Source organism: Brevibacterium sp. HMSC24B04, assembly GCF_001806835.1.
GTDB lineage: Bacteria > Actinomycetota > Actinomycetes > Actinomycetales > Brevibacteriaceae > Brevibacterium > Brevibacterium ravenspurgense.
Window position 1 is genome coordinate 38,900 of record NZ_KV786093.1, and the last position, 390, is coordinate 39,289.

1 protein-coding gene is annotated in these 390 nt (G+C 56.7%); it reads left to right on the forward strand.

Translation table 11 applies throughout. From position 1 onward, the window contains the following. Positions 1–390 (forward strand): YPDG domain-containing protein (locus HMPREF3092_RS11345; protein ID WP_218079013.1); only part of this gene is annotated, 390 nt, incomplete at both ends.

The window sequence follows — 390 nt, forward strand, 5'->3', positions numbered from 1 at the left end:
ACCCGGACGGCACCAAGGACGACGCTAAGGCGAAGTTCAAGCTGGACACCGACGGTGACGGTGACCCCGACGTCACGGACCCGGATGACGACAACGACGGCATCCCGGACGAAGACGACAGCAACCCGAAGGTTCCGAACCAGAACACCATCTACGAACCTGCTTACGAAGAGAAGCTGGTTGTTCCTGGTAAGGAAACCAAGTCGTCCCCGACCTTCACCGACAAGGACGGCAAGGGCGAGAAGGTCGACACTCCTGAGGGTTCGAAGTTCGCGATTCCTGAAGACTTCAAGGCTCCCGAAGGCTACGAAGTCAAGATCGACGAGAACACCGGTGAAATTACCGTTACCTTCCCGGATAAGTCGAAGCTGAACAAGGACACTGTCGAAG